The organism is Breoghania sp. JC706 (assembly GCF_037026715.1).
In the GTDB taxonomy this organism is placed as follows: domain Bacteria; phylum Pseudomonadota; class Alphaproteobacteria; order Rhizobiales; family Stappiaceae; genus Breoghania.
Genome location: NZ_JBANCG010000001.1, coordinates 468,142 through 493,889, shown reverse-complemented (window position 1 = coordinate 493,889; position 25,748 = coordinate 468,142). Strand labels below are relative to the sequence as shown.

Annotated in this window: 20 protein-coding genes and 1 tRNA gene; 9 read left to right on the top strand and 12 right to left on the bottom strand. The window is 65.2% G+C overall.

Annotated features, from left to right (window positions below):
* Positions 1-159: 159 nt before the first annotated feature.
* Together V2L18_RS02085 and V2L18_RS02080 are read left to right on the top strand one after the other, a co-directional pair.
* A complete protein-coding gene (locus V2L18_RS02085; RefSeq protein ID WP_336176374.1) occupies positions 160-831 on the top strand; it encodes a L,D-transpeptidase in 672 nt (223 codons plus the stop codon).
* A 713-nt stretch (positions 832-1,544) separates the two neighbouring features.
* Positions 1,545-2,288 (top strand): DUF4396 domain-containing protein, encoded by a 744-nt coding sequence (locus V2L18_RS02080; RefSeq protein ID WP_336176142.1) that lies wholly within the window; start codon positions 1,545-1,547, stop codon positions 2,286-2,288.
* 191 nt (positions 2,289-2,479) lie between these two features.
* Here V2L18_RS02080 and sfsA read toward each other — a convergent pair whose 3' ends face one another.
* From sfsA to V2L18_RS02060, 4 genes are all read right to left on the bottom strand, one after another.
* Positions 2,480-3,178 (bottom strand): DNA/RNA nuclease SfsA, encoded by a 699-nt coding sequence (gene sfsA, locus V2L18_RS02075; RefSeq protein ID WP_336176140.1) that lies wholly within the window; start codon positions 3,176-3,178, stop codon positions 2,480-2,482.
* A 67-nt stretch (positions 3,179-3,245) separates the two neighbouring features.
* A complete protein-coding gene (locus tag V2L18_RS02070) occupies positions 3,246-4,037 on the bottom strand; it encodes an ABC transporter ATP-binding protein (RefSeq protein ID WP_336176138.1) in 792 nt (263 codons plus the stop codon).
* Complete coding sequence (locus tag V2L18_RS02065) at positions 4,034-4,918, bottom strand: ABC transporter permease (RefSeq protein ID WP_336176136.1); 885 nt, start codon at positions 4,916-4,918, stop codon at positions 4,034-4,036. Before V2L18_RS02065 ends, V2L18_RS02070 begins: the two co-directional genes overlap by 4 nt.
* 105 nt (positions 4,919-5,023) lie before the next feature.
* Complete coding sequence (locus V2L18_RS02060) at positions 5,024-6,001, bottom strand: ABC transporter substrate-binding protein (protein ID WP_336176134.1); 978 nt, start codon at positions 5,999-6,001, stop codon at positions 5,024-5,026.
* 309 nt (positions 6,002-6,310) lie between these two features.
* Here V2L18_RS02060 and V2L18_RS02055 point away from each other — a divergent pair, with 309 nt between their 5' ends.
* The gene (locus V2L18_RS02055) at positions 6,311-6,817 is read left to right on the top strand and encodes an STM3941 family protein (RefSeq protein ID WP_336176133.1); all 507 of its coding nucleotides are present in this window, start codon (positions 6,311-6,313) and stop codon (positions 6,815-6,817) included.
* 340 nt (positions 6,818-7,157) lie between these two features.
* Here the strand turns inward: V2L18_RS02055 and V2L18_RS02050 are convergent.
* The 3 genes from V2L18_RS02050 to V2L18_RS02040 all read right to left on the bottom strand — a co-directional run bounded on the left by V2L18_RS02050 (position 7,158) and on the right by V2L18_RS02040 (position 8,611).
* A tRNA-Leu gene (locus V2L18_RS02050) sits at positions 7,158-7,242 on the bottom strand.
* 115 nt (positions 7,243-7,357) lie between these two features.
* Positions 7,358-7,585 (bottom strand): hypothetical protein, encoded by a 228-nt coding sequence (locus V2L18_RS02045; RefSeq protein ID WP_336176131.1) that lies wholly within the window; start codon positions 7,583-7,585, stop codon positions 7,358-7,360.
* A 126-nt stretch (positions 7,586-7,711) separates the two neighbouring features.
* The gene (locus tag V2L18_RS02040) at positions 7,712-8,611 is read right to left on the bottom strand and encodes an FkbM family methyltransferase (protein ID WP_336176129.1); all 900 of its coding nucleotides are present in this window, start codon (positions 8,609-8,611) and stop codon (positions 7,712-7,714) included.
* A gap of 298 nt (positions 8,612-8,909) precedes the next feature.
* On the opposite strand from V2L18_RS02040, the gene map reads away from it, so the two are divergent.
* The 3 genes from map (at position 8,910) to V2L18_RS02025 (ending at position 13,190) form a co-directional block, all read left to right on the top strand.
* The gene (gene map / locus V2L18_RS02035) at positions 8,910-9,740 is read left to right on the top strand and encodes a type I methionyl aminopeptidase (RefSeq protein WP_336176127.1); all 831 of its coding nucleotides are present in this window, start codon (positions 8,910-8,912) and stop codon (positions 9,738-9,740) included.
* Positions 9,741-9,937: 197 nt separating this feature from the next.
* Complete coding sequence (radC, locus tag V2L18_RS02030; RefSeq protein WP_336176125.1) at positions 9,938-10,654, top strand: DNA repair protein RadC; 717 nt, start codon at positions 9,938-9,940, stop codon at positions 10,652-10,654.
* 172 nt (positions 10,655-10,826) lie between these two features.
* A complete protein-coding gene (locus V2L18_RS02025; RefSeq protein WP_336176123.1) occupies positions 10,827-13,190 on the top strand; it encodes a bifunctional diguanylate cyclase/phosphodiesterase in 2,364 nt (787 codons plus the stop codon).
* Between the two features lie 398 nt (positions 13,191-13,588).
* On the opposite strand, the gene cueR is transcribed toward V2L18_RS02025, so the two are convergent.
* The 4 genes from cueR to V2L18_RS02005 form a co-directional block, all read right to left on the bottom strand.
* Complete coding sequence (cueR, locus tag V2L18_RS02020) at positions 13,589-13,978, bottom strand: Cu(I)-responsive transcriptional regulator (RefSeq protein WP_336176121.1); 390 nt, start codon at positions 13,976-13,978, stop codon at positions 13,589-13,591.
* A gap of 62 nt (positions 13,979-14,040) precedes the next feature.
* Positions 14,041-14,928, bottom strand: a complete 888-nt coding sequence (locus V2L18_RS02015; RefSeq protein WP_336176120.1) for an NAD(P)-dependent oxidoreductase — start codon at positions 14,926-14,928, stop codon at positions 14,041-14,043.
* 112 nt (positions 14,929-15,040) lie between these two features.
* Positions 15,041-15,934, bottom strand: a complete 894-nt coding sequence (locus V2L18_RS02010) for a 4-(cytidine 5'-diphospho)-2-C-methyl-D-erythritol kinase (protein WP_336176118.1) — start codon at positions 15,932-15,934, stop codon at positions 15,041-15,043.
* Between the two features lie 82 nt (positions 15,935-16,016).
* Positions 16,017-17,891 carry a tetratricopeptide repeat protein gene (locus V2L18_RS02005; RefSeq protein WP_336176116.1) on the bottom strand — a complete coding sequence of 625 codons (1,875 nt, stop codon included), beginning with the start codon at positions 17,889-17,891 and terminating at the stop codon, positions 16,017-16,019.
* A 309-nt stretch (positions 17,892-18,200) separates the two neighbouring features.
* Between V2L18_RS02005 and ppdK the strand changes: the two genes are divergently transcribed.
* The 3 genes from ppdK (at position 18,201) to V2L18_RS01990 (ending at position 24,175) form a co-directional block, all read left to right on the top strand.
* Complete coding sequence (ppdK, locus tag V2L18_RS02000) at positions 18,201-20,873, top strand: pyruvate, phosphate dikinase (protein WP_336176114.1); 2,673 nt, start codon at positions 18,201-18,203, stop codon at positions 20,871-20,873.
* A 109-nt stretch (positions 20,874-20,982) separates the two neighbouring features.
* On the top strand, positions 20,983-21,936 hold the full coding sequence (locus V2L18_RS01995; RefSeq protein ID WP_336176112.1) for a methylmalonyl Co-A mutase-associated GTPase MeaB: 954 nt from the start codon (positions 20,983-20,985) through the stop codon (positions 21,934-21,936).
* 178 nt (positions 21,937-22,114) lie between these two features.
* The gene (locus V2L18_RS01990; RefSeq protein WP_336176110.1) at positions 22,115-24,175 is read left to right on the top strand and encodes a nitrate- and nitrite sensing domain-containing protein; all 2,061 of its coding nucleotides are present in this window, start codon (positions 22,115-22,117) and stop codon (positions 24,173-24,175) included.
* 554 nt (positions 24,176-24,729) lie between these two features.
* Here V2L18_RS01990 and V2L18_RS01985 read toward each other — a convergent pair.
* The gene (locus V2L18_RS01985) at positions 24,730-25,698 is read right to left on the bottom strand and encodes a polyprenyl synthetase family protein (RefSeq protein WP_336176373.1); all 969 of its coding nucleotides are present in this window, start codon (positions 25,696-25,698) and stop codon (positions 24,730-24,732) included.
* Between the last annotated feature and the right edge of the window lie 50 nt (positions 25,699-25,748).

The window sequence follows — 25,748 nt, the reverse complement described above, 5'->3', positions numbered from 1 at the left end:
CTGCCGGCCGGCAACTTGCGCGCCCATTGAAGCGAAAGTCACCCCCGGCATGGGTCGAATTAAGGCTCCATTAACCATAACAGGTTCGAATCCCCCGGTCGCCGGTACGCGGTTCGTCGCCCCCTGCCTGGCCGAATTCAGGAAATCTTCGTCATGTCCATGACCCGCCGCAGCTTCGTCGTCACGGCCTCCGCCTTTGCGCTCGCCGGTTGCCAGACCACCGGAAACGGCAACAACGTCCAGCTCGCCGCCACGCCGCCGATCGAAACCGATCCGAAAAAGATCTACGCCGCCATGCCGGAGGAGCAGTTCCCGATCCCCGCGGTCAATCTGAAGAAACTCGACCCCAAGTTCTATCGTCAGGTGGTGGACTATTCCTCGCCCGAACCGACCGGCACGATCGTCGTCGATACCCCCAACCGCTACCTCTATCTGACGATGCCGAACGACAAGGCCATGCGCTATGGCGTCGGCATCGGCCGGGCGGGCTTTTCCTGGGGCGGGCGCGCGGAAATCGCCTGGAAGCGTCCGTGGCCGACATGGACGCCGCCGGCGGAGATGATCAAGCGCCAGCCGGAGCTGAAGAAATACGCCGACGGCATGGAGCCCGGCCTGCACAACCCGCTGGGCGCGCGCGCGCTCTACATTTTCGAAAACGGTCAGGACACGCTCTACCGCCTGCACGGGACCCCCGAGGTCGCCTCAATCGGCAAGGCCGTCTCGTCGGGGTGCGTACGCCTGATCAACCAGGACATCTGCGATCTGTACGAACGCGTTCCGCCCCGCACGCGCATCGTCGTCCTGCAGAAGGGCAATAGCCTGGTCGGGTAGAGCTATTCACGGTTGGACGGAAGCAGGTCGCCCATCCTTCGAGACGGGCCTTGCGGCCCTCCTCAGGATGACGTTATCCGTGTTGTTATTCCTGCAAAACCAACACCAAACACGACGTCATCCTGAGCGTCTGGCTCGAAAAAATTGTGTCGGGCCATGCACTTTCGGCTATTCCCCTCATGCCCCTCCGCCGTCATTGCCCGGCGAAGTCCGGGCAATCCATCGCCAGCCGCAGCATTCGGGGCACGCGCTGGATCACCCGGACTTCGCCGGGTGATGACGATGGAGGGGTATGAAGGAGCGTGGAATTCGGGACGAAGAACGGGCTACCATTTCCGGGCCAGGCTCTGAGGAGGCGCGTCAGCGCCGTCCCTAAGGATGGGCCGCGAGCTGAAATACCCGCGATCCGTTTCGGTTTCGTCATGAACCGCTCTAGCATCCCGCCCCGGAAAGCACAACAACTCGGCCCTTCTGCGCGCCCTTTAGCGGGCGGCCGGCAGAAGGGCCGTTTTCGTCTCAGCCCCACGAACACGGAACCGAAATCTTGCGAGACCGTTAAGAAAGGGTCGCATCCTTGAAAAGAAGGACCCTGCCCGATGGTTTACGACTGGATTTCCACCCTGTGCTTCGCCTCTGTCGTGCTCGGCTTCGTTTCGTTTCTGGTGATTGCGTTCGACCGCTCCGAAAAGCCGAGCTGGGATAGCTGAGCCAAGATGCTTGCCGCTACGTCCGCCATCCCTGTATGGCTGCACCTGCTTTCGATCATCTCGCTGACACTCGGCTTCATCTGCTGCGCGGTCATCGCCATCGACGAGATACGCGATCCGCAACACATGTGGATCATGAATCTCGTTTGGCCGATCGTCGCCCTGTTCGCCTCGCTCATCGCGCTTTGGGGCTACTACCGTTTTGGAAAATCCGCCGCCGCCAGCCGCATGGGCTCGCACCACGACGGACACGGGCATGGCTCCGACACGCCCTTCGCCGTCAAGGTCGGCAAGGGCGCCAGCCACTGCGGCGCGGGCTGCACCATCGGTGATGTCATCGCAGAGCCGCTCGTCGCGCTTTTCCCGGCCATCACGGTATGGTTCGGCTACGGCGTTCTCTTCTCACAGAAGATCTTCGCCGTGTGGGTTCTGGATTTCATCCTCGCCTTCGCCATCGGCATCGCCTTCCAGTACTTCGCGATCAAGCCCATGCGCGGGCTCTCGGTCCGCGAGGGCCTGAAGGAGGCGGTCAAGGCCGACGCGCTGTCGCTGACCTCATGGCAGGTCGGCATGTACGGCTTCATGGCGATCGCCCATTTCTGGCTGTTCGCTCACGTGCTCGGCGTGGAGCTTTCCTCCGGCATGGCCGAATTCTGGTTCATGATGCAGATCGCCATGCTCTGCGGCTTCGCCACCGCCTATCCGGTCAACTGGTGGCTGATCCGGGTCGGCATCAAGGAAGCGATGTGAGCGCACGCGGACGGCACCGTCTCCGCCTTCTGCTCCTGAGCGTGCCCCCGCCGGCCAACACGCTCTCTCCGTCCGGCCTCCCCCAGTCTCTCCACCGTCATCACCCGGCGAAGTCCGGGTGATCCAGCGCACGCGCCGAATGCTGCGGCCGGCAATGGCGCCTGCGGGGACCGAATTCGTCGCGTCGCCAGCTACCCCAGAACCGGGATCGGCCGCACCGCGCGGATCTCGTCCTGCGTGATCTCGCACACCGTCGCCACCGCCTCCACGCCGCGCGAGCGGGCGAGGTCGAAGGCCTCGCCGTAGGCTGGATCGATGTCGCGGGCGAACGCCAGCCGCTCCGCAGTCGGATACTGCACCAGATAGACCATCACCGCCCGGTGCCCGGCCTCCACCATGTCGCCGAGCTCGACCAGATGCTTGGCCCCGCGCGCCGTTACGGCGTCGGGAAATTCCGCCAGTCCGGGCTCGCGCATCATGTGGACGTTCTTGACCTCCACATAGGCCGTCGGCTTGTCCGGGTCTTCCAGCAGGATATCGACGCGGGAATTCTTGCCGTACTTCACCTCGCGCCGAAGCGTCGCATAGCCGGAAAGCTCCGGGATGACTCCGGCGAGGATCGCCTCTTCCACCAGCGCGTTGGGCCGCGCCGTGGAGACGCCGATCAACACCCCGCCCACCTCCACAAGTTCCCAGGAGTGGGTGAGCTTGCGGTTCGGGTTATCGGATTTCGACAGCCACACCGTGTTGCCCGGGCTCGCCAGCCCCATCATCGAGCCGGGATTGGCGCAATGGGCGGTGATCACGGAACCGTCAGGGAATTCGATGTCGGCGAGAAAGCGCTTGTAGCGCTTGATCAGGCGTCCGGGGACGAGGGGAGGAAGCTTCATGTCTTTCCCGATCATGCGCCCGGCAAGAGCGTCGCGGACGCATCACAATGACGAGGAGCAGCGCCGCTCACAAGAGCAGCGCGTCGTCCTCCAGTTCCTGTCCGCGCACCTTGCGGAACATGTCGACGAGATCGTCGACGCCGAGCCCCTTGCGCTGATCGCCCTTCACGTCGAGCACGATGCGGCCCTCGTGAAGCATCACCGTGCGCGTGCCGGCATCGAGCGCCTGACGCATCGAATGGGTGACCATCAGCGTCGTGAGCTTCAGTTCCGCCTGAAAGCGGCAGGTGAGTTCCAGAACGAAGGCGGCCATGTGCGGGTCGAGCGCGGCGGTATGTTCGTCCAAGAGCAGCACGTCGCTTCCCGCCAGCGTCGCCATGACGAGCGAGACCGCCTGCCGCTGACCGCCAGACAGAAGGCCCATCTGGTCCTCCAGGCGGTTTTCAAGGCCAAGTCCAAGCTCCGCGATGCGCTCCTTGAAGAATGCGCGACGCGAGCGCGGCAGCGCACCGGAAAGCCCGCGCTTGCGGCCGCGCGCGGCGGCAAGCGCCAGATTTTCCTCAATCGACAGCGTGCCGCAGGAGCCCGCCAGCGGGTCCTGAAAGACGCGGGCGACAAGACCCGCCCGCCGCGCCGCCGGCCACCGCGTGACCTCCGTCTCGCCGATGACGATGGAGCCTTCGCTGGCCATCACGTCGCCGGCAACCGCCCCCAGAAGGGTCGACTTGCCCGCGCCGTTGGAGCCGATCAGCGTCACGAACTCGCCGGGCTCGACGGTAAGGTCGACGCCGTTCAGCGCGCGCTTTTCCAAAGGCGTGCCGGGGTTGAAAGTGATGCCCAGTTGCGAGACGCGGATCATGATGCCGCCCTCCCCTTCTTGCGAAGCCGCGGCAGGATCAGCGCGATCGCCACGAGGACGGCGGTGACCAGATTGAGGTCGGAGGCCTTGAGGCCGATCACGTCGGCGGAAAGCGCAAGCTGCACGGCGATGCGGTAGACGACCGAGCCGATCACCGCGCCGATCAGCGCGACCGTGACGAGCCGGCTCGGCAGCAGCGTCTCGCCGACGATGACCGCGGCCAGCCCGACGACGATCGTGCCGACGCCGGACGTCACGTCGGCAAAGCCGTTGGTCTGGGCAAACAGCGCGCCCGCCAGTCCGACCAGCGCGTTCGACAGCGCCATGCCGACATAGATCTGGAGGTTGGTGCGCACCCCTTGCGCCCGGGCCATGCGCGGATTGGCGCCCGTGGCGCGCATCGCAAGGCCGAATTCGGAACGCAGGAACCACGCGACCAGCGCCACCGCGATCACCACCAGCACGAAGCAGAAGGCCGGGCGCACGTAATAGTCCGGCACGCCGAGACCGTAGAACGGCGTGAGGATCGTGTCCTCGCTCAGAAGCGCCACGTTCGGTCGGCCCATCACCCTGAGGTTGATCGAGAACAGCGCCGTCATGGTGAGGATCGAGGCCAGCAGATGCAGGATCTTGAAGCGCACGTTCAGCGTCGCCGTGACGATGCCGGCCACCGCGCCGGCGGCCATCGCCGCCGCCGTCGCCAGCCACGGGTTGACCCCGTGGATGAGCAGCACCGCGGACGTCGCCGCGCCAAGCGGCATCGAGCCATCGACGGTCAGATCGGGGAAATCGAGCACGCGGAAGGCGAGGTAGACCCCGAGCGCGACGAAGGCATAGACGAGGCCGAGTTCGACGGCCCCCCAGAAGGCAATTTCAGTCACGGTCTTTTCCGCGATTGGAGGTGGGGTGGGCAATCCTGCCACAAATACAAAAAACCGCCGCGGAGCGAGACGCGGCGGTTTCTTGGTTTAAGCGGCCGGAGCCGGCTATTCAACCACCTTCGTGGCGCGTTCGATCACCGCATCGGGGATCGTCACGCCCATTTTCTCGGCGGATGCCGGATTGACGACGAGGTTCGTGCCCTTGGCGACTTCCACGTTGATATCGCCGGCGGGCGTCCCCTTGAGGATCTCGATGACCTTCGCGCCCGTCTGCTTGCCGACGTCGAAATAGTTGAAGCCAAGCGCCGCCAGCGCGCCGCGGGGAACGGAGTCCGTATCGGCGGCATAGAGCGGAAGCTTGTTCTCCTGCGCCACTTTCACCGCCGCCTCGAACGCGGAAACGATGGTGTTGTCGGTCGGCACGTAGACCGCGTCCGCCTTGCCGACGAGTGCGCGCATGGCCTGCTGCACTTCAGCCGTCTTGGTCGCGGTCGACTCAACGACCTTTAACCCCGCCTTTCCGGCGACGTCCGTCAGCACCTTCAAGGTGGAGACGGAATTCGCCTCGCCCGGATTGTAGAGGTAGCCGATGGTCTTGATGTCCGGCGTGATCTCCTGCATCAGCGCGACCTGGTCGGCGATCGGCGAGGCGTCGGAAACGCCGGTGATGTTGCCGCCGGGCTTTTCCATCTGTTTGACGAGCTGCGCGCCGACCGGATCGGTGATCGCGGAAAAGACGATCGGGATCGACTTGGTGGCCGCCGCCACCGCCTGGGCCGAGGGCGTGGAGATCGGGACGATCACATCCGGGCTCTCCCCGACGAACTGGCGCGCGATCTGGGTCGCGGTCGCCGGGTTGCCCTGGGCGCTTTCGTAAATGAACTTGAGGTTCTTGCCCTCGACGTAGCCGGCCTCCTTCAGCGCCTCCTTGACGCCGTCGCGGCAGGCATCGAGAGCCGGATGCTCGACGATGGCGGTCACGGCGACGGTCACGGTATCGGCGGCCATGGCCGGTTGACCGGAAAGCGCCGCCGGCACGGCGAGGCCGGCTGCAAGGGCAAGCGGCAAAACGACTTTACGCATGAAATGAACTCCCGGTTAGAGCAACCCTCTTCAGGCGGCGCCCGTCCTTTGCTGACCGCGGGCGCGCAAGGTTCCTGAGAGACGACGAATTGACCTTTCTGTCAATGTCATCGGGGCCGAACCGGGACCGCACCGCCCTCGCAACCTTGCCGTGCGCCGATCCGTCGCTGTGCGAAAGACGCTGCAACATCAGCCCATTGTCCGCGCTTTCGGCCGAAACCGACGCGACGGACACGAATTCGTTTCATTTCCGGCGCCCGCACCGCTAGGTTCGCCGCCTGAAAATCACACCACCAGGCTGTGTCCGACATGAACCTTTCCGTGAAATACGACCGCAAGAAAGTGGCGCTGCTGCTGGTGCTCAGCATCGTCTTTACCGGCGTCAGCTATGGCCTTGCGCTGACGAGCGACCCGTTCGTCTTCGGTGTCGCGCAGGTCGCCTTCATCTTCTTCATCGTGCTGACGCTGCTCAACATGATCCGCCTGATGGACGAGCGGGAGGTGTTGCGCATCGACGAGACCGGCCTCTTCGACCGGCGCCTTGTCGACGAGACCATCCCCTGGGACGTGCTCACCAGCATGAAGGAAGTCCGCCTCATCGGACTGCGCTTCTACGCAGTGGCGGGCACCGAGCCCGTCTCCGCCCACATCACCTCGCGCCCGAAGCGCTGGATGGCGCGGGTCAACGGCCTGCTCGGTTTCTATCCGATCGGCATCAGCGCCACGGGACTGGCCACCGACCACGCCCGCATCGGCGAGGCTCTTGCCGCCCACCTTCCACAGCAAAGCGAGGATGAGGCGGACGAGACGGAGTAGAGCGCAGCTCTTTTCCGGGGCCGGGCATGAAAAACGGCCCACCGTCAGCCGGCGGGCCGCATCCTGCGGGAGCTTTCGCCCCCTTCATCGATAGGAAAGCCTCATTCCCTCTCAGTGCAGGAAACCCAGCACCCAGAGCAGCAGGATGACGGGCAAGGGAATGCCCACCAGCCACAATATAAGTCCGCGTCCCATGATCTCCTCCTGAAGCGGTCCGACAACGTGAAGGAAGAATGCGCAAAGGCCCCGATCGGTTCCGCGAACCGGTCTGGCAAAGCCGTTGTGCAGGAGGGGAAAAACGCAGGCGCGAGAGCTGCTTTCGAAGCCTTCGGGCGAAGGGTGGTGCGGGCGACGGGACTCGAACCCGTATGACCAAGGTCGAGGGATTTTAAGTCCCTTGCGTCTACCAGTTCCGCCACGCCCGCGAAAAGCATTGCGACTGCTATCGAGTAGCTTGCTGCGCGGGCGGGTTCAAGCCGGACATGGCGAAAATGAGGGGACGACGATGCCTAGGCACCGCAAGCGACCGGACAGCCGAGCCTACCTGTTCCAGTAGATCGGATGGATCCGCGGCTCGTCCTCGGTCCCGATATATCCCGCCGGCGTGCCCGCACCGGTGCGCGACAGGCCGTCAATGCCGAGGCGGCTTTTCATCTCCTCGACGAATTCCGGAACGTCGCGCGCCCTGAGCGGCTGCATGTAATAGCGTAGCGTATGCGCCAGAAACAGGCGGGAGAGCTCGGGATCGGTCGGAGTGAAACGCAACATCGAAAATGTCCGATATTTCTGCTGTGTGCCTGTCCCGGACATAGACCCCGGACAGGCACCCTTCAACCCTCGGTTAATACGTCAGCTTGCCACACGCCAGAGGCCGCAACGTCAAGCGCCGAGATGTCAGCCGCCCACGCCAGATTCCGCGCCGAATTCCATCACCGGCACGCCGTCCTCGCGCTCCATGAACACGTTCATCCGCGTTTCCTGAACCACGCGCCAGCCGTGCGCCTTCAGCATCTCCACGCAATCCTCCTGCCAGCGCTGCGGCGTGTTCTCCATGATGATCACGCGCGGCCACAGCGACTGCGGCGCCTCGCGCAGGAACGCGGCGAGAATGATATCCTCCGCGCCGGTGACGTCGAGCTTCATCGCATCGACGCGCGAAAGGCCCTGGGCGCGCAACAGCGAGAGCAGCGAGCGCGAGGGCACGTTGATCTGCATCGTCTCCGCCTCGCTCGACATGATGAAGCGGATGCTTGCCTGGCCCTCGTTGTTCGGATCGAGAAAGAGCCGCGCCGCGCCGTCGCGATCGGTCACAGCAACCGGCACCGCATCGATCGAGAAGCCGGGATTGAAGGCGATGTTGTGCACCAGCCGGTCAAACAGCGCCGGCTGAGGTTCCACCGCGACGATACGGGCCCCCGGCCCCACCAGGCCGGCGACGAACAGCGAATAGATGCCGACATTGGCGCCGATATCGACGAACACCATGTCCTCGCACACATGCGCGGCGAGCAGCGCCCGTTCCTCCGCGTCGAAGAACTGCGGCGTGAACAGGACGCGGCGCTCGCACACGTTGGCGAAGGGGTGAAGGCGCATCGCCGCGCCGAAGACCGTGACGTCGAGCGGATGGTTCAGGAAGGCAAGGCCGAACCGGCGCAGCAGCAGCGCCAGCCGTCGGCCCGTCCAGCCCTCCGGCAGCTGCCGCGTCGCCGCGATGACCATGCGCCGGAACCTGCCGGGCCGACACGTTCCGAAGCCGCCATCGCGGAGACCGGGATCACGGGAGAGTGCTGGCATGGCCGGAATCCGGGCCCTCTTTTCGCGTGGCTTGCTTTTTTCGAACACGAGCGCTGAAATCCGAGCCGGGACACGATATATGAATGGAAACGTCTTCAGCGCATCGAAGCCGAAAGACGTCGACGGGACACCCCGGCACAGCGCCGATGGGGCAGGCTTCCCAGTCTGGTCGATTCGATGCAACCGGGATATGCGATGGTCCCCCGTCACGCAACGCGCAAGAGGGCGCGTGCGAAACGATGCGGGGATCGGACACCGATCATGGGATAGGCCGCTTGCGCGCGGTACGGGAATTACGATGGTAAGCTATGTCGAGGCGTCTTCCGCGCCGCTCAAGAACACGGGGCAGATCCGGCTCTACGAAAAGGCCGATTTCGAGGCGATGCACGCCGCGGGGAAGCTCACCGCGCGCTGCCTTGACGGGCTCGTAGACCTGATCCGGCCAGGCACGAAGACCAGCGAGATCGACGACTACGTCTACACCTTCGCCCGTGACAACGGCGCGCTGCCGGCGACGCTCGGCTATCGCGGCTACACCAAATCGACCTGCACCTCGATCAACCATGTCGTGTGCCACGGCATCCCGAACGAGAAGCCGCTGAAGGAAGGCGACATCGTCAACGTCGACGTGACGCTGATCCTCGACGGCTGGTACGGCGATTCCAGCCGCATGTACGCGGTCGGCAAGATCAAGCGCGCGGCCGAACGGCTGATCGACGTCACCTACGAATCTCTCCAGCGCGGCATGGCGGCGGTGAAGCCGGGTGCCACCACCGGCGATATCGGCGCCGCGATCCAGGAATACGTTGAAGGCGAGCGCTGCTCGGTCGTACGCGATTTCTGCGGCCACGGCGTCGGCAAGATCTTCCACGACATGCCGAACATCCTGCACTACGGCCGCCCCGGCGAGGGCCCGGAACTGAAGCCGGGCATGATTTTCACCATCGAGCCGATGGTCAATCTCGGCCGCCCGCCCGTGAAGGTGCTGTCCGACGGCTGGACGGCGGTCACGCGCGACCGGTCGCTGTCGGCGCAGTTCGAGCATTCCATCGGCGTCACCGAGGACGGGTACGAGATCTTCACGCTCTCGCCCAAGGGCCTCGACAAGCCACCGCTGCAGGTGAATTGAGGCGAGGTCCCCTCCTCCGGCTCATGACCCTGTGAGCGAGAGGGCACGGAAGCGACATCGTTCGCTTTCGTGCCCTCGTCGTATCCGGCCTTCGCGTTCTCTGGCGACGCAACCGACGAAGCGCTCTGGACGTGGGCGCACGACCCGCTACCATGCGGAAAATGACGCATGGTAAATAGCGCAGGCGCGGGCGGGCAATGACGGAAGAGGCAGACGGATTTTCGGAAATGGATGCCCGGGCGCGGCCGCACTATCTCGGCCACCGCCAAAGGCTCAGGGCGCGTTTTCGCGAGCGCGGCGCAACGGCGCTGGAAGACTACGAACTTCTGGAAATGCTGCTGTTCCGCTCCCTGCCGCGCCAGGACACCAAGCCCATCGCCAAGGCGCTGCTTGCCCGTTTCGGCTCGTTCGCCGAAGTTCTGGCGGCACCGCGTTCGCGGCTGAAGGAGGTCAGCGGCATCGGCGAGGCGGCGGTCGACGACCTGAAAGCGGTCCACGCGGCCGCCCTGCGCTTTGCCCGCGGCCAGATCTCCGAACGCAAGCTGCTGTCGTCGTGGAGCTCGGTGCTGGACTATTGCCGCTCCGCCATGGCCTATTCCGAGCGCGAGGAATTCCGCATCCTGTTTCTCGACAAGAAGAACGGCCTGATTGCCGACGAGGTGCAACAGACCGGCACGGTGGATCACACGCCGGTCTATCCGCGCGAGGTGGTGAAGCGGGCGCTGGAGCTTTCCTCCTCGGCGATCATCCTCGTCCACAACCACCCTTCCGGCGATCCAACGCCCTCGCGCGCCGACATCCAGATGACCCGCCAGATCGCCGAGGTCGCCAAGCCGCTCGGCATCGAGCTGCACGACCACATCATCGTCGGCCGATCGGGCCACGTCAGCTTCCGCGGCCTCCAGCTCATCTGAGCGCCGTGCAAGTTTCCAGGCTCGGTATTTGCCGAAGGCGCGCCGCCGGCTATGTCCTTTGAAGTCATTCGAAATTCCATATACGAAACAGACGAGCATTCCGCATCCACAAAACCGGCGAATAAATCCCATGCTTAGAAATGCTTAAAGTTTTTAAGCGTAGATTTCAGACATGGAGGAAACGAACCAGGACGGCAAGCCCCTTTCCGAAGAAGAACGCACTGGCCATTCAGGGCAGGAATACTCCGCGTCCGCTGGCACGAATTCCTTGCGCGAGCGCCTTAAAATACGCCGCGGGCTGGGCTTGCGCATCACATCCTCGATCGCCGGACTGATGCTTGCCGCCGTGGCGATCGCGATCGGCGGCCTCTACTGGGCAGCGGGCAAGACCGACCAGTCCGCGATCCGGTTCGAACGCGGTCTCCTGCGTAACGCGCTGGAAGTCGAGCGCGAGCGTGTCGCCAAGGAGATCGAGAGCTTCGCAATCGATGACGCGACCTACCTCCACGCCCATGTGAACGTCGACCGCTCGTGGGTGCAGTATCGGATTGCGCGCCGGCTGATGGCGTCCGCCGACGACAGCCTTGTCGCGCTGCTGGGCCCGGACGGGCGACTGCGACAGCTCTCCGCCAACGGGGCCTATTCACATCTGACAATGGATTCGCCGGTGCTGGCGGAAAGCCTCGCGCGGATGGCGGACAAGGTGCAAAGCGCCTTTCAGCGCGCCGTCACTACCGACGGCAGCGGTCGCCTGACATTCGCACCCGACTACCGCAAGCACGTTCACGCGATCTACGAAGCAGCCTTCGAAATCGTCAACGGCAGGCTGGCCATCGTCACGGTGATGGCGGTCGCCCCGGCCACCGACATGATGCAGCTGGCGGCCGGCGCGCCGAGCGCGATTGTCAACGTGCGCGGCATCGACAAGGCGGGCCTGCGCCAGATCGGCAACATCAACCGTCTGACGGAACTGCGTTTCGTCGCCGGGACGGATTTCGACAGCATGCCCGCCAGCACGTTGCCGCTCTACAATGGCGCAAGCCGCCTCATCGGCTATCTTGCGTGGTCGCCGAGCCGGCACGGCACCTCGATGCTCGACGAGGCGAGCCCGATGATGGTGCTGGCGATGCTGGTTCTGCTGATCCTCGGCGTCGGCGTACTGCGGCACACCCACGTCTCCACCGTCCGTCTCGCCTTCTCCGAGGCGCTTGCCCGCCACCGCGCGTTGCACGACGATCTCAGCCAGCTTCCAAACCGGGCGCTTTTCACCCGCCGCCTGTCCGAGGCGCTGGAGACGGCCCGCACGCAAGGCCGGCCGGTCGGCGTCATCTATGTCGATCTCGACTATTTCAAGGAAGTCAACGACACGCTCGGCCATCACGCCGGCGACGAACTGATCAAGGCTGTCGCCCGCAGGCTCCAGGGCGCCATCGGCAACGGCGATCTGGTGTCGCGCATCTCGGGCGACGAGTTCACGCTAATCATCAACGGCCGCGCCTCGCGCGGCGCGATCATAGACGTGTGCCGCGAGATCCAGGCCGCATTCGCCCACCCTTTCGAGATCGACGACCAGATGCTCCATTCGTCCTGCTCGATGGGCCTCGTCATTGCCGACGGCGACGCCCATACGCCGGCGGAGCTGCTGCGCCGCGCCGACATCGCGCTTTACCGGGCCAAGGCGGAGGGGCGCAGCCGCTATGTCCTGTTCGAGGAGAGCATGGGCGACGAGATCCGCCTCTCGCAGCAGCTGGAGCGCGAATTGCGCCGGGCGCTTGAGGAAGACCAGTTCGAGCTGTTCTACCAGCCGCAGGTCAGCGCCGATGGCCTGACGACGGTGGGTGTGGAGGCGCTCATCCGCTGGCGTCATCCGGAAAAGGGACTGCTGACGCCCCAGCATTTCATGTCGGTCGTGGAACGCAGCGACCTGATCTGGCAGATCGGGGCCTGGGTCATCCGCACGGCGTGTCGCGACGGCCACGCCTGGCCGGACCTGTCGATCGCCGTCAACGTCTCGCCCGCCCAGATCCGCCACCCCGACTTCGCCCGCGTGCTGCACCGGATCCTTCTGGAGGAATCCTTCGACCCGCGGCGCCTGGAGGTCGAGGTCACCGAGAGCGTGGTGATGGACCAGATCGAAGCCACGGCCCGCATCTTCGAGAACCTGCACCACATCGGCGTGCGCATCGCACTCGACGACTTCGGCACCGGCTATTCCTCGCTCAGCTATCTGCGCCGGTTCGCCTTCGACAAGTTCAAGATCGACCGTTCCTTCATCACCTCCGTGGAGACGGAGGCCGAGGCGGCGGCAATCGTCCACACGCTGGTGGCGCTCGCCGATGCGCTGCGCATGAAGGTGACGGCGGAGGGCATCGAGACGGAAGGCCAGCACCGTTTCCTGCAGGCATCAGGCTGCGACCAGCTCCAGGGCTACCTGTTCTCACGGCCGGTGCCGGCCGCGGAGATCACCCGCCGGTTGGAGGAGGAGCGGAAGATGCCTGAGGCTTGCGACACGGAGCTCGCCCGCAGCTTCGGGTGAAGGATGGCCATCCGCTCTCAGGCTGCGGCCATCCTTCGGGATGGCCCTGTCAGGCCTCCTCAATGACTGGCCCGGAAATGGCCGTTGGTTCGTCGCACCGAATTCTACGCGCCTTCATCCCCCCATCGTCATCACCCGGCGAAGTCCGGGTGATCCAGCGCACGCCCCGAATGCTGCGGCTGGAGGTGGATTGCCCGGACTTCGCCGGGCAATGACGGCGGAGGGACATGAGGGAGGATAGCCGAAAACGCATAGCCCGATACTATTTCCGGGCCAGGCTCTCAGGATGACGTTGTGTATGTTGATGAAAAGAAGAAGCCAACAACACGGATAACGTCATCCTGAGGAGGCGTCGCAGACGCCGCCTCGAAGGATGGCCCTCCGCACCCGTTCCCCCCTCACGCCTCGCCGGCGATCTCGTCCAGGATCGGACAATCGGGACGGTCGTCTCCATGGCAGGCGTGGATCAGCCGGGCGAGCGTGTCGCGCAGTGAGGACAATTCTTCCAGCTTGGCGTCGATCTCCGTGATCCGCTGCTTGGCAAGCAGCTTGACGTCGGCACTCGCCCGGCCGCGATCCTCGTAGAGCGAGAGCAATTGCCGGCAATCCTCGATGCCGAAGCCGAGCGATCGCGCGCGTCGCAGGAAGCGCAGCTTGTGGATATGCTCGTCGCCATAGTCGCGATAGCCGTTGTCCTGGCGTTCCGGCGATATCAGACCGATTTCCTCGTAGTAGCGGATGGTCTTTGCCGGCAGACCGGTCTGCCGGGCGGCGGTGCCGATATTCATGGTTTTTCAGCCTCTCATGAGGGCAGCCGAACGCAGCCGCTCGTTCATCCCTCCCACTCCTTTCAGGTGGGAGAAAGATTGCGCGCTTCAAGTTCCAGATAGAGCGCGCTGTGATCGAGCTCGGCCCCGCCCAGGTCGTGCACCAGAGCGTGATAGCGCTCCCGCATCTGCCGCGACAGGGGCAGATCGACGCCCGCCTCGGATGCCGCCGCCAGCACGTTGTCGAGATCTTTCAGCTGCAGCGTCGACGGCCCGCCCGGGCTCCAGTCGCGCGCGACGATGCGCGCCCCGTGCAGGTCGAGGATCCGGCTTTCGGCAAAGCCCCCGCGGATCGCATCGCGCACAGCCGCGGGATCCGCCCCGCCCTTTTCCGCCAGAAACAGCGCCTCCGACACCGCGCCGATGGTGATCGCGACGATCGCCTGGTTGCAAAGCTTGGCAAGCTGGCCCGCCCCGTGCGGGCCGACGCGGGTCACCCGCCCCATCGCCTCCAGAACCGGCCGCGCATGCTCGATATCCGCCGCCTCGCCGCCGGCCATGATGGCGAGCGTGCCGGCCTCAGCGCCCGGCGTTCCGCCGGAGACCGGCGCGTCGATCGCGTGAAGTCCGGCCTCGCCAAGCCGGGCCGCCAGATCGCGGGCAACGGAGGGCTGGATCGAGCTCATGTCGATGAAGATCGCCCCCGGCCGGGCCGCCTCAACCGCGCCTTGCGCGAAATAGAGATCGGTCACCGCCGCCCCGTCGCTGACGATGGTGATGACGATATCGGCCCCCGCAACCGCTTCCGCCGGGCTTGCCGCAACGCGCGCGCCGTCGCCGGCTAGTGCCTGCGCCTTGGCAGCGGTGCGGTTCCACACAACGACCTCGTGGCCGGCCGCCAGCAGCCGGCGCGCCATCGGCGCTCCCATCAGCCCCGTTCCCAGAAACGCGATGATTGCTTTGTCCGACATGGGCCCCTCCACTTGTTTGCCTTGTTCAGGACCTTATCGGGAGTGCCGGGCTTGTCCAGCAGAAGACGTCGCGACCATCTCCATCAAGGCGCCGCGATGCCGCCTTCGAACCCTACGCGAGCCTCGTCTGGCAGATCCACCATTCGGAATGCGCGGCGGCCAGCGCGCCCGTCGCCGCCTTCGCCGTCGCCTCGTCGTCAAAGAGCGCAAAGCACGTCGCACCGGAGCCCGACATGCGGGCAATAAGCGCCCCCGGCAACGCCGCCAAAGCCTCCAGCACGTCTGCAATAATGGGCGCGGTCTCGATCGCCGGCGGCTGAAGGTCGTTGCGCGCGGCGGCGAGCCACTCCGCCAGCGCCCGCGCATCGGCAAAGGTCGGCATATCGCAGAGCGGAGGATTATCCCGCCTCTTCAGCGCCTTGAAGATCGCGGGCGTCGCCACAGCCACGCGCGGGTTGGCGAGCACCAACCCGCCAGCGGGCAGCTCGGCGACCGGATGCAGCACCTCGCCGATGCCGCTTGCGCGCAAGGGCCGGGAGGCAAGGCACATCGGCACGTCGGCGCCGAGCCGCGTCGCGATGTCGGCGATGCGCGGATCGGCCGGATCGAGCCCCCAGAGCCGCACGAGCGCCCGGAGCGCGGCCGCCGCATCCGCCGAACCACCACCGATGCCGGAGGCAACCGGCAGACGCTTTTCAAGCACAAGCGCCGCGCCTGCGCGAATCGCGAAAGCCTCGCGCAAGAGCGAGGCCGCCCGCATAACCAGATTGTCGCAAGACGGGCCGAGATCGGCGGCAAACGGCCCGCTCACCGTCAGCGACAGATCGTCCGCCGGCGCGGCGGCGAGCACATCGCCAAAGGGCGGAAAGCCGACCAGCGTGTCCAGTTCGTGATAGCCGTCGGCGCGCCGGCCCGTGACGTGCAGGGCCAGATTGATCTTGGCGCGAGCCTCCTCGCGCACGGCAAGCGCGGTAAAGGACGGGGGCTGGTTACGGTCTGACGACATGACGGCACGCTCTCACGAAAATGGCGGCCACCGGCCGCCATCGTTTCGTTTCACATGTTTCGCCGCACTTGTCACGCCCGCGCTACTTGTCGTTGGCAGCGCGTTTGGGGGCGTCCTTGTCTTCCACAGCACTCTTCTCAAGCCCGACCTTCAGCTTGCGCTCGATGGTTGCAAGCTCCTCCGGCTCCGGATCGAGATCGCGGGCGTGGTTCCACTGGAACGTCGCCTCCAGCTTGCGCCCGACCTTCCAGTACGCATCGCCCAGATGATCGTTGAGGACCGGATCCTGCGGGCGCAGTTCCACCGCGCGCTCCAGCTCCTTCACCGCATCGTCGTAGCGGCCGAGCTTGAAGTAGGCCCAGCCGAGACTGTCGACGATGTAGCCGTCCGACGGCCGCAGCTCGACCGCCTTCTCGATCATGCCCAGCGCCTTGTCGAGGTGCATGCCCTTGTCAACCCAGGAATAACCCAGATAATTCAGCACCATCGGCTGGTCGGGATAGAGTTCGAGCGCCTTCTGGAAATCCGCTTCCGCCTCCGGCCAGCGGTCGGTGCGCTCCAGCGTGATGCCCCGGAAATAGAACAGCGACCAGTAGGCCTTGTCCGGATCCTTGCCGAGCGTATCGATACCGCGGGTGTAGACGTCGGCGGCCTCCGCAAACAGCTTGTGACCGCGCAGCACGTTGCCCAGCGCAACGACCGCTTCTAGATCGGAGGGATCCGCCTTGATGAGCTTCATCAGATGGGCGCGAGCCTCGTCCACCTTGTCGAGCGCATTGTAGTTGAGCGCGATGTCGATCTCGACACCGTCGCGCAAGGGCGAGCCTTCCGGCACGCGCTTCAGCACCTCGATAGCGCGGGCATGGTCGCCCATCTGCTGGAAGAGCTGCGCCAGCGGCACCACCGCCAGCGTCGCCTTGGGATCGAGATAGAGCGCCAGCTGCAGGTAGGCGGCCGGGAATTCGTCGCCGCCGTCGCGCCCAAGCGCCGCGCCGATGCCGTAGAGCACTTCCGCCGCGCCCGCCTGCGCAGATGTCGCCAGCGGCGGAGGCGTGCGCCCTTCCTCGATCAACTTGCGCGTCGTCGCCAGCATGGGGATGCCCTCGGCGGACTTGTCGAAGGCCTCCAGAACGCCCAGCGCCTCGTCCTTCTTGCCGGCGCGCGCCAACGCCCGGGCATGCGCCTCGACGATGCGCAGCGAGCTGTTGTCGGCCTTGTAGGCGGCGGCGAACTTGGCGGCCGCCTCGTCGCGCCGGTTGGCGAGATCGAGGATCAGGCCGGCGTGATAGGTGCGGAACGTATCGAACCAGTCGGGGCCCTCAAGCTCGTCCAGCCGCTTCAGCGCCTCGTCGGTCTTGCCCGCACCGGCCAGCGCCCAGGCAGAGAGAAGCTTGTCGGAGAGCTGCGCGAGCGGCCCGCCCGCGGCCTGCGAGAAACTCTTGCGCGCTGCCGCATAGGAGCGCTCCTTCAGCGCGGCGACGCCCAGCGTCAGACGGCCCAGCAGGTTGTCGCGATCGACCGCGACCACCCGGTCCGCCAGCTTCAGCGCCTCATCCATGTTGCCGTTGGCAAGCTTCAGCGTGAAGGTGCGGCCGAGCAGGAACTGGTTGTCGGGATCCTTGGCCAGCGCACGGGCAAAGAAATCGGCGGCACCGGCGATGTCGTGATTGCCATGCGCGACAAGCGCGGCCAGGTAGTTGCCCGAAAGCGTCTGCGGGTAGTCGGCATCGCTCTCCCCGGCCTTCAGTTCAGCGGAAGCAAGGCCCGGAAACGCCAGAATCGGCAGGCACGCCACGGCCAGCACGCGGGCAAGCCTCGCCAGTCTCGCCGGCAGATATCCGGCCGGCCGATATCCGGAATGCGACCCGGCTTGCGTCGCAGTGCCGCGGGTCCCGTCGTTGCGGAACGTGGCGTTGCGCCGCAGGGATGCGGGCCGGACCGGATGCTTGCTTACCATGGTACCTCACTCGACGCGCGAATCGCGCTTTTTAGCGCATCTTCGTTGAAAGGTCAGAATGGCCCTTTTGTGACGCAGCCGCAAGGAAGGCACCCGGTACGGGGTATCCCCCATGAATCAGGGATCAAAATTGCCTTTCGCACGTTCGTTGGCGACCGGTCGGTTTCAGAAAACCCTTGTTTTGTGCAGAGCGAAATTGCATGGAAAGCCGGCAACGGTGATCGTGCGACCGTCGCGGGCACTCGCATTCGGGCGAGTGTGCGGCTCGCATGGGTGGAGCAAATCGTGGCGTATCAGGAAGGGCGGACGATGGCCAAGTGGGTCTACAGTTTCGGTGACGGCAAGGCGGAAGGCGCCGCCGACATGCGCAATCTTCTCGGTGGCAAGGGGGCGAACCTGGCCGAGATGTCGAATCTCGGGCTTCCCGTGCCACCCGGCTTTACCATCACCACCGAGGTCTGCACCGCCTATTACGAGAACGATCACGCCTATCCGGAAGAGCTCGCCGGCCAGGTCGATGCGGCGCTGGCTGAGATCGGCAAGCTGACCGGACGCACCTTCGGCGATCCGGAAAACCCGCTTCTCGTCTCCGTGCGCTCCGGCGCGCGCACCTCCATGCCGGGCATGATGGACACGGTCCTCAATCTCGGCCTCAACGACGAGACGGTGAAGGCGGTGGAGGCTGAATCCGGCGATGCGCGGTTTGCCTACGACAGCTATCGCCGCTTCATCCAGATGTATTCCGACGTGGTTTTGGGCGTCGAGCACGAGTCGTTCGAGGAGATCCTCGAGATCTTCAAGGAAAACAATGGCTACTCGCTCGACACCGAGCTTTCGGCAGACGACTGGAAGACGATCATCGAGCGCTACAAGGCGCTGGTGGCCGAAGAACTGGACGACCCGTTCCCGCAGGACCCGAAGGATCAGCTGTGGGGCGCGATCGGGGCCGTGTTCGGCTCGTGGATGAACGCGCGCGCCAAGACCTACCGCCGCCTGCACGATATCCCCGCCTCCTGGGGCACGGCGGTCAACGTCCAGGCGATGGTCTTCGGCAACATGGGCGAGACCTCGGCCACGGGCGTGGCTTTCACCCGCGATCCCGGCACCGGCGAGAACGCGCTCTACGGTGAGTTCCTGGTCAACGCGCAGGGCGAGGATGTGGTCGCCGGCATTCGCACGCCGCAGAACATCACCGAAGCCGCACGCATTGCCGCCAAGTCCGACAAGCCGTCGCTGGAGACGGTGATGCCGGAGGCATTCGCCGAATTTTCCAAGATCTGCCAGACGCTTGAGTCCCACTACCGGGACATGCAGGACATGGAATTCACCATCGAGCGCGGCAAGCTGTGGATGCTGCAGACGCGTTCGGGCAAGCGCACGGCCCGCGCCGCGCTCAAGATCGCGGTCGACATGGCCAATGACGGGCTGATCACCCGGGAAGAGGCCGTCATGCGGGTGGGCGCCGGCGCGCTCGACCAGCTGCTCCACCCGACCATCGATCCCGACGCCAAGCGCGACATCGTCGCAACCGGCCTGCCGGCCTCGCCGGGTGCGGCCTCCGGCCAGCTCGTGTTCACCTCCGAGGAGGCGGTGGAAGCGGCGGCGGCCGAGCGCGCGGTCATTCTGGCGCGCGTGGAAACCAGCCCGGAAGACATCCACGGCATGCACGCCGCACAGGGCATCCTCACCACGCGCGGCGGCATGACCAGCCACGCGGCGGTGGTTGCGCGCGGCATGGGCAAGCCCTGCGTCTCCGGCGTCGGCTCCATCCGCATCGACTATCGCTCCGGCACGCTGACGGTGGCCGGGCGCACCTTCAACAAGGGCGACGTCATCACCATCGATGGCTCCACCGGCCAGGTTCTGGCGGGCGAGGTGGCGATGCTGAAGCCGGAGCTGACCGGCGATTTCGGCACACTGATGGAATGGGCCGACGGTGCGCGCCGCATGAAGGTGCGCGCCAACGCCGAGACGCCGAACGACGCCCGCACCGCGCGCGACTTCGGCGCCGAGGGCATCGGCCTGTGCCGTACCGAGCACATGTTCTTCGACGACGACCGCATCCTTGCGATGCGCGAGATGATCCTGTCGGAGACCTCCGACGGCCGCCGCACCGCGCTCGCCAAGCTTCTGCCGATGCAGCGCAACGACTTCACCGAGCTGTTCGAGATCATGCACGGCCTGCCGGTGACCATCCGCCTGCTCGACCCGCCGCTGCACGAGTTCCTGCCGCACACCGACGAGGAAATCGCCGAGGTGGCGCAGTCGATGGGCGTCGATCCCGAACGGCTGCGGCAGCGCGCGCACACGCTGTCGGAATTCAACCCGATGCTCGGCCATCGCGGCTGCCGTCTGCTGATCACCTATCCGGAGATCCCGGAAATGCAGGCCCGGGCCATCTTCGAGGCGGCGATCGCCGCCGCCAAGTCGACCGGCGCGCCCATCGAGCCGGAAATCATGGTGCCGCTCGTCGGCATCAAGGCCGAGCTCGATCACGTCAAGGCCCGCATCGATGCAGTCGCCCAGGACGTGATGAAGGAGACGGGCACGACCATCGTCTATCAGGTCGGCACGATGATCGAGCTGCCGCGCGCCGCGCTGAAAGCGGCGGAGATCGCGGAATCGGGCGAGTTCTTCTCCTTCGGCACCAACGATCTCACCCAGACCACCTTCGGCATCTCGCGCGACGATGCGGGCTCGTTCCTGGGTGATTACCAGTCGCAGGGCATCATCGAGCAGGATCCCTTCGTCTCCCTCGATCAGGAAGGCGTCGGCGAACTGGTTGCCATCGGGGCCGAGCGCGGCCGCAAGACCCGGCCTGACATCAAGATGGGCATCTGCGGCGAACATGGCGGCGATCCGGCCTCCATCGGCTTTTGCGAGACGGTCGGCCTCGACTACGTCTCGTGCTCGCCCTACCGCGTGCCGATCGCTCGCCTCGCCGCCGCTCAGGCTGCGCTGAAGGCGAAGAACGAAGGCTGACGCACGCCTGACGCCTGTCCGGCCCGGACAGGGAGTTGAGAGACCGGCCGCGCGGCGGGTGGAGACGCCGCGCGGCCTCGCTGCCTTGGAATCTGCGGGGGAGAAACGGGTGGAGCTGCCGGAGCGCATCGCAACGGTTGCGGCGATCAGGGCCGGCGGCAAGCCGGCGCTTGCCCGCGCGCTCGCCGCGGTGGAAACCGCGGAAGGCAGCGCGGCGCTCGCAACCTTGCTCGACGAGGCCGCCGCCGCCGCCCGCGCCCATGTCCTTGGCCTGACCGGTCCTCCGGGGGTCGGCAAGTCGACCCTGATGCGCGCGCTGATCGCCGATGCCCGGGCGAGAGACCTTTCCGTCGCCGTTCTCGCCGTCGACCCCTCCTCCCGACGCACCGGCGGTGCCCTTCTGGGCGACCGCACCCGCCTTGCCACCGACCCGGAGGACGATCGGCTTTTCGTGCGCTCCATGGCCGCGCGCGACCGGCTGGGCGGATTGTCCGATCACGCCGTGGCCGCCACCGTGCTGATGCGGGCGGTTGCTGATCTCGTCATCGTGGAAACGGTTGGCATCGGCCAGTCGGAGGCGGATGTCGCCAGCGTCGCCGATACGGTGGTGCTGTGCATCCAGCCGGGCTCGGGCGACAGCCTGCAATTCATGAAGGCCGGTGTGATGGAACTGCCGGACGTCGTCGCCGTCACCAAGGCCGACATGGGCGACGTCGCGCGGCGGGCGCTGGCGGATGTGCGCGGCGCGCTCACCCTCGCCGCTCCCACGCCCCGAGGCCCCACGGCCCGGGCGGTCCTCGTCTCCGCCACGACGGGAGAGGGCATCGCCGACCTTGCCGACGCCTGCGAGGCCCATTGGAAGGCGCTGAGCGAGACGGGCGACCTTTTGAGGCGGCGCGAGGCGCAGGCTCGGACGTGGATTCTCGATGCCGTACGCATTCGCTGGGGCAGCGAAGGGGTCGGACTTCTGCCGACGGACCTCAGCGAGGCCGCGCATCCGTTCTCGTCGATCCGAAAGGTCAACGACGAATTCCAGATCGCCAGAACTCCGAATATGACGTAAGGATATTCTCGTATATTTATAATAGTTAGCTGATATTACATACGTAATTACTCCTATTTTGAATGAATTGCTTCAATGATAAGGCGCAAAATACGAAACAAAACCACGTGACTAGATATTTTATTAATTCTACAGCTCGATAATCGCGCCCCGAAGCATCTGTTTTCGGGGCAACGCAATGATGTTGACGATTTCGCGACTGTCGATTCCCGCTCGTATTGTTGTTCTTTGCATTTTCCCGGCGCTCGTCATCGCCTTCCTGGGTGGACGCTGGCTTGTCCACGACTGGCTGCTGCTGAGACACGAACAGAACATAACCAGCATCATCGCCCGTGCCCCTGCGCTGTCCGGGCTCATCCACGAACTGCAAAAGGAGCGGGGTACATCCGCGGGCTACATCGGCTCCAAAGGCAGGGAATTCAAGGACGAACTGGCCGCACAGCGTAGCGATACGGATCGGGCGCTGGCGATCTTCCGTCAGACGATCCCGCAGGCAACCGGGGCACTGGCCACGCCGGCTTTCGCCGAGCCGTTCGGCCGCGCGCGCGAGGACCTCGAAAACCTCGCTGCCGCACGCCGGTCGGTCGACGACCAGAAAGCGACCCTGGGCGAGATGGCCAAGTACTATACCGGCACGATCTCCGACATGCTCGACATGGTCGAGGCGATCACGTCGCTGGCGAAGGACGGCCATCTGGTCCGCGATTCGTTGGCCTATGCGGCGCTTCAGCAAGGCAAGGAACGCGCGGGCATCGAGCGCGCGATGGGCGCCAACGGCTTCGGCGCCGGCGAGTTCTCCAAGGAGGTCTATGACCGGTTCGTCGGTCTTGCTGCCGAGCAGAAAGCCTACTTCAACACCTTCAAGCAGTTTTCGCCCGGCGACGGCAAGGCGGAGCTGGAGGAGGTGCTGACCGGCCCGCACGGACAGGAAGTCGATCGCCTGCGCGAGATCGGCTACAGCGGCCCCTTCGGGGGCGACATATCAGGCGTCACCGGCCGGCAATGGTTCGCCGCCGCCACCAGGCGCATCGACGAAATCAAGCGCGTGGAGGACATCGTCGCCCACGATATCCTGGCCGATGCGAATGACATCCTGCATGCCGTCGAACGCGAGATGATGTTGCTTGCCGCCGGACTTGTCGCGGTACTCGTCTTTGTCGGCGGCCTGTCCTTTCTCATCGCCCGCTCCATCTCGATCCCTGTCCGGCGGCTGTCAGGCGGCATGCGGCGGCTTGCCGAAGGCGATGTGGAGGTGGAGATCGTGGACCACGTGCTCGCCGACGAGATCGGCGGCATGGCCCGTGCGATGGCCGTCTTCAAGGAAAACGCAATCGCCAAGCGCGACCTGGAGGCAAAGGCCGCGCAGGAGGCAGAGCGCGAGGCGCAGCGCAAGAAGGAGATGATGCAGGCCCTCGCCAACGACTTCGAGGCGGCCGTGGGCAACATCATCATCGCGGTGAGCGAGAACACCGGCGAATTGCGCGAAGCCGCGCAGAGCATGTCTGCCATGGCGGAGGAGACCTCCAACCAGTCGAGCGCGGTCGCTTCGGCTTCCGAACAGATGGCCGGCAACGTGCAGACGGTCGCCAGCGCGACCGAGGAAATGGGCAGCTCGGTCGATGAGATCGGCCGTCAGGCACAGGCGTCCTCCGACAAGGCCTCCACCGCCACCTCCGCGGTGCAGAAGTCGGTCGGCCAGGTGCAGGCCCTTTCCGGATCGGTCCAGAAGATCGGCGACATCGTCGGCCTGATCCAGGCGATCGCCGAGCAGACCAACCTTCTGGCGCTCAATGCAACGATCGAGGCCGCCCGCGCGGGCGAGGCCGGCAAGGGCTTTGCCGTGGTCGCCTCCGAGGTGAAGGAACTGGCGACACAAACATCGAAGGCGACGGAAGAGATCAGCACGCAGATCTCGGAAATTCAGAACGAGACGCAATCTTCCGTATCGGCAATCGAGATGGTCACGACATTGATCGAGGACCTGAACAGCCTTGCGAGTTCCATCGCGGCGGCGGTGGAACAGCAAGGTGCGGCAACGCGCGAGATCGCGACAAGCATCCAGCAGGCGGCCGAAGGCAGCGAACAGGTTGCCGGCAACATCGCCGGCGTCGGTCAGGCGGCCAGCGATTCCAGTTCCGCCTCGCTGAAGGTCCTCAATCTCGCCGACACCGTGGCCACGCACACGAGCGAACTGCGCCAGCAGACCCACAGCTTCCTCGAACGTATCCGCGCCGGCTAGAACGCTTTTCGATCGGATCGACTGGAATGGGATCGGGATATTGATCGGGAGCGCCCCGGGCAGGACGGGAGCATTCGGCGCATCCTTCGAGACGGCGCTGACGCCGCCTCCTTACGATGACGTTGTATATGCCGCTATTCCAGAGAAACGGACAAGACGATAACGCCATCCGTAGAGCCTGGCCCGGAAATGGTCGTCGGTTCGTCGCCCGGAATTCCACGCGCCTGCATACCTCTCCCCCGTTCATATCTCTCCACCGTCATCACCCGGCGAAGTCCGGGTGATCCAGCGCGCAGCCCAAATGCTGCGGCCGGCGGTGGATTGCCCGGACTTCGCCGGGCAATGACGGCGGAGGGGCATGAGGCGGAATAGCCGAAAGCGCATAGCCCGATACTATTTTCTGGCCAGGCTCTGGGGGGCAGTTCAAGCGGTCGTCTCGACTGATGGGCCGCAGCACAACCACCCTCAGCTCCCCTGCCCGGACCACAAAACGACCGGGGATGACGCGGAGGCGCGGACTCTCCGCGTCCCCAAAAGCCGCCTGACCCTCGTCGTCAGTGCACGCGTTCGATGCAGAAATCCACGACTTCCAGCAGCGCCTGCTTGTAGTCGCCTGCCGGCAGCGGCGCGAGCGCGTCACGCGCGACAGCTCCATAGTGGCGGGCACGCTCCACCGTGTCCGCGATGGCGCCCTGGCCGCGCATCATCTCGATCGCCTTTTCCAGATCGCCGTCCTCGATCTGCCCCTCTTCAAGGCAGCGCTTCCAGAAGGCGCGGTCCTCATCCGAACCGCGCCGATAGCTGAGCACAACCGGCAGCGTGATCTTGCCTTCACGGAAATCGTCGCCCGTGCGCTTGCCGAGCGCATCCGCCGATCCGCCGTAGTCGAGCGCATCGTCCACCAGCTGGAAGGCGAGGCCGAGATTGACGCCATAGGAGCGGCAGGCCGCACGCTGGGCAGCACTTGCGCCGGCAATGATCGGGCCGACTTCGGACGCGGCGGAGAACAGCGCCGCGGTCTTGGCTCGGATCACGGCGAGATAGTCGTCCTCGGTGGTCTCGGTGTTCTTGGCGGCGCCGAGCTGCATCACCTCGCCTTCGGCGATGACAGCGGCGGCGTCCGACAGCACGGCAAGCGCATCCATCGAGCCGACCTCGACCATCATCCGGAACGCCTGACCGAGCAGGAAATCGCCCACCAGCACACTCGCCTGATTGCCCCACAGCTTGCGCGCGGCCAGCTTGCCGCGACGCATGTCGCTCTCGTCGACGACATCGTCGTGCAGCAGCGTGGCGGTGTGCATGAACTCAACGCAGGCCGCCAGCTGGGTGTGGCCGGAGCCCTCGTAGCCGAACATCTGCGCCGTGGCGATGGTCAGCATCGGGCGCAAACGCTTGCCCCCGGAGGAGATCAGATGGTTCGCGACCTCCGGGATCATCTCCACATCGGAGCCCGCCTTGGAAAGGATGATCCCGTTGACGGCTTCCATGCCACGCGCAACCAGACCGCTCAGCCGCGAAATCCCGGCCGAATCCTCTTTTTCCTCAAATGGAACGACAACGCCCACGCCTG